Here is a 7,849-nt window from a genome sequence, read left to right on the forward strand (position 1 = left end):
GAATCCTGGGTTTTCGGTGCGGTACGCGTACGCGCGGGCCTGTTGGGTGCAGCGTTGGGCAGCGGAGCTTGGGATCGGGCGGGGCCCGCTGCGGGAGGTTCAGGCGGAGGAGCTTGAGCTTGTGGGGGTGCTGGGTGATGTGCGGGGACGGGTTCTGCAGGCGGAGCGGGAACGGGATGCACGGCCGCTGATGTTCTGTTTGGAAAGAGTGGCCGGGGCGTACCACGACGTCCACGAGCGGTGTCCTGCCGTGCCGAAGGGCGATGAGGCCCCAGGGGCGGTGCACGAGGGACGGATCGGCCTGGCGGAGGCCGTGAGAGTCGTCCTCGGCGATGGGCTGAACATGATCGGTGAGACCCCTAGAGAGCGGATATGAGTCGAGTACATCCTGCTGGGCCGCGGCATGCCGACGTGCTGCCGGAGGACCATCCGGCCGGTCCGGCGGAGGATCTGAACGCGCTGGAGCCTGCGATCTGGCCGCGGAGCGCCAAGCGGGTTGATGGCGTCCTGTCGGTCGGTGGTGTCGATGTGCGGGATCTGGCACGTGAATATGGGACGCCCCTATACGTGTATGACGAGGACGACGTGCGGAGCCGTGCGCGGGAATATGCGGCGGCCTTCCATGACGGGGACGTGCACTATGCCGGTAAGGCGTTTTTGTGCACTGCCGTCGCGCGGTGGCTGAAGGAGGAAGGGCTCGGTCTGGACGTTTGCAGTGGGGGCGAGCTCGCCGTTGCGGTGGCGGCCGGATTCCCCATGGAGCGCGTGACTCTGCATGGGAGCAACAAGGCGTCTTGGGAGATTGAGAAGGCGCTTGATGCTGGTGTTGGGCGGATCGTGCTGGATTCGTTCGAGGAGATAGCCCGGGTGGGTTATCTCGCCCAGGAAAAGGGTGTCCGGGCCAAGGTGATGGTGCGTGTCACCACGGGTGTCGAGGCGCACACGCATGAGTTCATCGCGACCGCCCATGACGACCAGAAGTTCGGGTTCTCCAGGAGTTCCGGGGCCGCGCTGGAGGCCGTGCGCAGGGTTCTTGAGCTGAAGCAGTTGGAGCTCGTGGGGCTGCACAGCCATATCGGGTCGCAGATTTTTGATGTGGACGGTTTCGAGGTCGCCGCGCACCGGCTCGCCGAGCTTCTGGTGGCCATCCGGAACGAGCACGGGATCGAGCTCCCGGAGCTTGACCTGGGCGGCGGGTACGGAATCGCGTACGTGCCCGGGGAGGAGCCGCACGATCCGAAGTCCATCGCGGACGGGCTGCGCGACATCGTGGCGCGCGAGTGCCGGGCGTACGAGCTGGCCATGCCGCGGCTGACGGTGGAGCCGGGCCGGGCCATCATCGGCCCGGGAGGCGTCACGGTGTACGAGGTCGGGACGGTGAAGGACGTCGAGGGCCTGCGCACGTACGTGTCCGTGGACGGCGGCATGAGCGACAACCTGCGGACCGCGCTGTACGGCGCCGAGTACACCGGGGCGCTGGCGAGCCGGTCGTCGGACGCATCGCCCATGCTCAGTAGGCTTGTCGGCAAGCACTGCGAAAGCGGCGACATTGTGGTGCGGGACCTGTGGTTCCCCGAAGATCTTGCGCCGGGGGACCTTGTGGCGGTGGCGGCGACCGGTGCGTACTGTCGGTCGATGGCCAGCAACTACAACTTCGTCCCGAAGCCCGCCGTGGTGGCGGTGAAGGACGGCAGGTCGCGCGTGATCGTCCGCCGGGAGAGCGCGGACGACCTGCTGCGGCTCGATGCGGAGGTCGGAGCGTGAAACGCGGACTGCGCGTGGCGCTGCTCGGTTGCGGCGTGGTCGGCACGGAGGTCGTCCGGCTGCTGAGCGAGCAGGCCGACGATCTCGCCGCGCGGGTCGGGGCGCCGCTGGAGCTGGCCGGGATCGCGGTGCGGCGGCCGGACCGCGTGCGGGAGGGCGTCGACCGGGAGCTGCTGACGACGGACGCGCAGACTCTGGTGACCAGGGACGACGTCGACATCGTCATCGAGGTGATCGGCGGCATCGAGCCCGCCAGGTCGCTGATGCTGGAGGCGATGAAGTCCGGCAAGTCGGTCATCACGGCGAACAAGGCGCTGCTGGCGGAGGACGGCGCGACGCTGTTCGCGGCGGCCAGGGAGTACGGCGCCGACCTTTATTACGAGGCTTCGGTTGCCGGTGCCATTCCGTTGCTGCGGCCGTTGAGAGAGTCTCTGGTCGGCGACCACGTCCATCGGGTGCTCGGCATTGTGAACGGCACCACGAACTACATCCTCGACCAGATGGACACGTACGGCGCAGGGTTCAACGAGGCGCTGGAGGAAGCGCAGTCGCTCGGCTATGCGGAGGCCGACCCGACCGCCGATGTGGAGGGTTTCGACGCGGCGGCCAAGGCGGCGATTCTGGCGCAGCTCGCGTTCCACACTCCGGTGACGGCCGCGGACGTCCATCGCGAAGGCATCACCGAGGTGAGCGCCGCCGACATCGCCGGTGCCAAGGGCATGGACTGCGTCGTCAAGCTTCTTGCTATTTGCGAGCGGATTCCTTCGGCGGACGGGCACAACGGGAATGGTCGTGGTGTGTCGGTTCGTGTTTATCCGGCCATGATTCCCCGGTCTCACCCATTGGCGAGTGTCCGCGAGGCGTACAACGCGGTGTTCGTCGAGGCGAAGTCTGCCGGTTCGCTGATGTTCTATGGCGCGGGCGCCGGTGGCGCTCCGACGGCCTCTGCGGTGCTGGGCGATCTCGTTGCGGTGGCCCGGAACGTGGCCGGTGGGACGCCCGGCCCAGTGGAAGTGACGTATGCGGAGCTTCCCGTCCTGCCGATGGGTGAGACGGTAACGCGCTACTACGTCCAGGTGGACGTGACCGACGAGGCCGGGGTCCTCGCCACCGTCGCCGAGGAGTTCGCCAGGCACGGGGTGTCGATCCAGGCCGTCCGGCAGGTCGGGCTGGGCGAGGAGGCACAGCTCGTCGTCGTGACGCACCGGGCGCCCGACGCGGCCCTGGCGGCGACCGTCGAGGGGCTGCGCGGGCTGGAGATCGTCCGCGAGGTGACGAGCGTCATGCGCGTCGAGGGCGAGGAATAAGCCCCTGTCCGTAATCTCCCGCCCGGGCCGGAAGAGGTGGGGCGGCACCGGTAGACTCCGGGCAACATCGCAGGTCATTCAGGGAGACCGACGTGAACGCGAACGCCCGCCCGTGGCGGGGCCTAATCGAGGAGTACCGCGACCGGCTTCCGGTGTCGGACGCGACGCCGGTCGTCACGCTGCTGGAGGGCGGCACGCCGCTGGTCCCCGCCGCCCGGGTGTCCCAGCTGACCGGCTGCGAGGTGTTCCTCAAGGTCGAGGGCGCGAACCCGACCGGGTCGTTCAAGGACCGCGGCATGACGGTCGCGATCAGCAAGGCCGCCGAGGACGGTGCGAAGGCCGTCATCTGCGCCTCGACCGGCAACACCTCGGCGTCCGCCGCCGCGTACGCGGTCCGGGCCGGGATGACGTGCGCGGTCCTCGTCCCCAACGGCAAGATCGCGATGGGGAAGCTGGCGCAGGCGCTGGTGCACGGCGCGCGGCTCCTCCAGGTGGACGGCAACTTCGACGACTGCCTCGAACTGGCCCAGAAGCTCGCCGTCGACTATCCGGTGGCCCTCGTCAACTCCGTCAACAAGTACCGGCTGCAGGGCCAGAAGACGGCCGCGTTCGAGATCGTGGACGCGCTGGGCGACGCCCCAGACATCCACTGCCTGCCCGTAGGCAACGCCGGCAACATCTCCGCCTATTGGATGGGCTACAAGGAGTACGCCGACGGGAACACGGCCTCGAAGACCCCGCGCATGCTCGGCTTCCAGGCGTCCGGGGCGGCACCGTTCGTGAAGGGCGAACCCGTCCTGAAACCGCAGACCATCGCGACCGCCATCCGGATCGGGAACCCCGCGTCCTGGGATCTGGCGATCGCCGCGCGGGACGAGTCGGGCGGCGCCATCGATTCGGTCACCGACCGGCAGATCCTTGCCGCCTACCGGCTTCTCGCCAGGGAGGAGGGCGTCTTCGTCGAGCCCGCCTCTGCGGCGAGCGTCGCGGGCCTTCTGCAGGCGAGGGAGCAGGGTGTCGTCGCGTCCGGGGCCAGGGTCGTCTGCACGGTGACGGGCAACGGGCTCAAGGACCCCGACTGGGCGATCTCCGGCGCGCCCGCCCCGACCACCATCAAGGTCGACGCGCACTCCGCCGCGTCGGAGCTCGGTCTCACCTGACGTGAGCCCCACAGACGACGAAAGCCCGACAGACTCCGGGGGCTGGACGGTAGGGCCGATCCTGGTCCGGACGCCGGCCACCAGCGCCAACCTCGGGCCCGGATTCGACTCGCTCGGCCTCGCGCTGTCCCTGTACGACGACGTCGAGGTCGAGATCGGCACGGCGGGCGCGGTAGGCGCTGCGGACGGCGGGCTTTCCATCGAGGTGGACGGCGAAGGCGCCGAAGTCGCCGACCGGGGCGAGCGGCACCTCATCGTCAAGGTCCTGCACCGCACCTTCGACCTGCTCGACGACCTGGCCGGAACCGGACCCGCAACGCGCCCCGGCGGCCTGCGGCTGCGCTGCCGCAACCGCATCCCGCACAGCCGCGGCCTCGGCTCGTCGTCCGCCGCGATCGTCGCCGGGATCGTCGCGGCCCGCGCGCTGCACCCCTACGGCAAACTCCTCGGCGACGACGACGCGCTGCGCCTCGCCACCGAGATCGAAGGGCATCCCGACAACGTCGCGCCGTGCCTCGCGGGCGGCCTCACCGTCGCCTGGACGACCCCGCACGGCCCCCGGCTGGTCCGCCTTGAGACGCAGATCACGCAGGTCACGGCGTTCGTCCCGGAGCAGCGGCTGGCGACGGAGCGGGCCCGCGGGCTGCTGCCCGAGACCGTCCCGCACGCCGACGCCGCCGCCAACGCCGGACGCGCCGCGCTTCTCATCGCGGCCCTCACCGGCGGGCTGGACGCCGACGTCCTGCTCGACGCGACCGAAGATCGCCTCCACCAGAACTACCGCGCGCCCGCGATGCCCGAGTCGGCCGCACTCGTCGGACGGCTCCGCGCCGCGGGCGTCCCGGCCGTGATTTCGGGGGCCGGACCCACTGTCCTCGCCTTCACAAGCGCATCACAAGTTGATTCGATAGCCCCCGAAGTGGGTAATGGCTGGCTCAAGCACCCGTTGGACGTCGCGACCCGCGGCGCACGCGTCGTGGCCGGAGAATCGGAGTTCCGGTCCTGATGGCGGCGCCGGGGGCGGGGGAGGCGTCGCGCAGCGGCCGACGCGGGTTCCGGCACGTTCCCGCTAGGTAAAATGCGAAGACATCGACCTCTGGGGAATAGCAGTGCGCCCTGGTGATGTTAGGCTGAATGCCGCACCAGATGCCCCGTTCGGGGCAGCGTGCTCGTCAGCCGTGCGTCACCTGACCGGCCTCTCGGCCGTGTCGGTCCCGCGTACTAGGCTTCCCGACACCGTGACATCCCGTTGTCCGGCATTCCAGCGAAACTTCGGACGTGGCGGTAGCGGGAGCACACGCGAGCGAACCGTCCCGTCCACCATCTGGCTGTGCCCAGAACACGCAGATCCCGGCCCCACCGTGATCAGCGGAGCCCGTCCCGGCGCCCCCGCCGGGCCGCACTACCGGGTCGGCTGGCCGAACACCGGCCAACGCCCGCTCCCTGGGAAGGACCCTTAGTGAGCGAATCCAGCGAACTCCTTACGGACGCATCGAGTACGGGACCCGTCGACGCCGCACAGGCCGCCGACGCCGCTCCCGCCACCCCCCGGCGCCGCCGGTCGGGCACCGGCCTGTCGGCCATGGTGCTGCCCGAGCTCAAGGCGCTCGCGTCCGACCTCGGCATCACCGGCGTGACCGGGATGCGCAAGAGCCAGCTCATCGCGGCCATCCAGGAGAAGCAGGGTGGCCAGGGGCAGGGCTCGGCGGGGGGCGCGCAGGGAGACGCTGCCGCGGCCACACTCGACTCGGCCCAGCCCGAGGCGGGCCGCACCGAGCGTCCCCGGCGGAGCCGCACCACCGCCGCCAAGCGCGAGGTGTCCGACGACCAGGTGAGCCTGAACGACGTCGTGCCCTCGGGCGAGCAGGGCGGCGATCAGGGCCAGGCCGCCGAGCAGGCGCCGGCCGCCGCGTCCGCCGGAACGGCGGAGAAGGCGGAGCCGGAGACCGCCGAGAAGCCGGAGCGCGCGGAGCGGGACGGTCGCCAGGGCGGCCGCCAGCGCGGCGAGCGGCAGGACCGAGGGGGCGAAGGGCGCGGCGAGCGGGGCCGCGACCAGCGAGACCAGGGCCGGGAGCAGAACACCGACGACGGCGAGTCCCAGGGCGGACGCGACGGGCGTGACGGGCGCGAGAACCGCGACGGAGGCCGCGAGGGCGGCGGACGGCAGCGGCAGCGCGGCGGCCGGGAGCGCGGAGAGCGCGGCGAAGGCCGTGACCGGGGCGAGCGCGGTGACCGTGGAGAGCGCGGCGACCGCGGCGAGCAGGGCGGCGGCCGCCAGCGAGGCCAGAACCAGGGCGGCGGCGGCCAGCACGACGACGACGAGGGCGGCAGCCGGAGCCGTCGCGGGCGCCGCTTCCGCGAGCGCAACCGCGGCCGCGGCCGCGACCGCTACGAGGAGCCGGTGATCACCGAGGACGACGTCCTCATCCCGGTCGCGGGCATCCTCGACATCCTCGACAACTACGCGTTCGTCCGCACGACCGGCTACCTGCCCGGCCCGAACGACGTGTACGTGTCGCTGGCGCAGGTCCGCAAGAACGGGCTGCGCAAGGGCGACGTCATCACCGGCGCGGTCCGGCAGGCGCGCGAGGGCGAGCGGCGCGAGAAGTTCAACGCGCTGGTCCGCCTCGACACCGTCAACGGGATGGAGCCCGACCAGGCCAAGGGCCGCGTCGACTTCAGCAAGCTGACCCCGCTGTACCCGCAGGAGCGGCTGCGGCTGGAGACCGACCCCGGCATCCTGACGACCCGGATCATCGACCTGGTGTCGCCGATCGGCAAGGGGCAGCGCGGCCTGATCGTGTCGCCGCCCAAGGCCGGCAAGACGATGGTGCTCCAGTCGATCGCCAACGCGATCACCAAGAACAACCCGGAGTGCCACCTGATGGTCGTCCTCGTGGACGAGCGTCCGGAGGAGGTCACCGACATGCAGCGGACGGTGAAGGGCGAGGTGATCCACTCGACCTTCGACCGTCCCGCCGAAGACCACACCACCGTCGCGGAGCTGGCCATCGAGCGTGCCAAGCGGCTGGTGGAGCTGGGCCACGACGTGGTCGTGCTGCTCGACTCGATCACCCGGCTCGGCCGCGCCTACAACCTGGCGGCGCCCGCGTCCGGGCGCATCCTGTCCGGCGGTGTCGACTCGACCGCGCTGTACCCGCCGAAGCGGTTCTTCGGCGCCGCGCGCAACATCGAGAACGGCGGCTCGCTGACCATCCTCGCCACCGCGCTGGTGGAGACCGGGTCCCGCATGGACGAGGTCATCTTCGAGGAGTTCAAGGGCACCGGCAACATGGAGCTGAAGCTCAACCGGGGCCTGGCCGACAAGCGGATCTTCCCGGCGGTGGACGTCGACGCGTCCAGCACCCGCAAGGAGGAGATCCTCATGGCGCCGGAGGAGCTGCGCGTCGTCTGGCAGCTCCGCCGCGTGCTGCACGCGCTCGACATGCAGCAGGCGCTGGAGCTCCTCCTGGAGAAGATGAAGGAGACGAAGTCGAACGCCGAGTTCCTGCTCCAGGTCCAGAAGACGACGGTCTCCGACGACCGCTGAGCCCGAGCGGCGCACGCCCCCGTCCGGAACGGTCCCGGCCGGGGGCGTTCCCGCGTCCGCCCCCACCC

General features: G+C 70.6%; 6 protein-coding genes. All 6 read left to right on the forward strand.

Going from position 1 to position 7,849, the window contains the following annotated elements; genetic code table 11:
- Positions 1-376 (forward strand): DALR anticodon-binding domain-containing protein (locus tag E1264_RS36995; protein ID WP_243711405.1); only part of this gene is annotated, 376 nt, incomplete at its 5' end.
- The gene (gene lysA, locus E1264_RS37000; protein WP_132181264.1) at positions 373-1,764 is read left to right on the forward strand and encodes a diaminopimelate decarboxylase; all 1,392 of its coding nucleotides are present in this window, start codon (positions 373-375) and stop codon (positions 1,762-1,764) included. The genes E1264_RS36995 and lysA, both read left to right, overlap by 4 nt.
- 14 nt (positions 1,765-1,778) lie before the next feature.
- The gene (locus E1264_RS37005; protein WP_132181270.1) at positions 1,779-3,071 is read left to right on the forward strand and encodes a homoserine dehydrogenase; all 1,293 of its coding nucleotides are present in this window, start codon (positions 1,779-1,781) and stop codon (positions 3,069-3,071) included.
- 92 nt (positions 3,072-3,163) lie between these two features.
- Positions 3,164-4,231 carry a threonine synthase gene (thrC, locus tag E1264_RS37010; RefSeq protein ID WP_132181266.1) on the forward strand — a complete coding sequence of 356 codons (1,068 nt, stop codon included), beginning with the start codon at positions 3,164-3,166 and terminating at the stop codon, positions 4,229-4,231.
- A gap of 1 nt (position 4,232) precedes the next feature.
- On the forward strand, positions 4,233-5,237 hold the full coding sequence (gene thrB, locus E1264_RS37015; protein ID WP_243711406.1) for a homoserine kinase: 1,005 nt from the start codon (positions 4,233-4,235) through the stop codon (positions 5,235-5,237).
- Between the two features lie 453 nt (positions 5,238-5,690).
- The gene (gene rho, locus E1264_RS37020; RefSeq protein ID WP_132181268.1) at positions 5,691-7,781 is read left to right on the forward strand and encodes a transcription termination factor Rho; all 2,091 of its coding nucleotides are present in this window, start codon (positions 5,691-5,693) and stop codon (positions 7,779-7,781) included.
- Positions 7,782-7,849: the final 68 nt, after the last annotated feature.

The organism is Actinomadura sp. KC216 (assembly GCF_004348535.1).
Classification (GTDB): domain Bacteria; phylum Actinomycetota; class Actinomycetes; order Streptosporangiales; family Streptosporangiaceae; genus Spirillospora.

Coding starts and splice junctions, on each gene's coding strand:
- lysA (WP_132181264.1), top strand. CDS start 373: ATGAGTCGAGTACATCCTGCTGGGCCGCGGCATGCCGACGTGCTGCCG.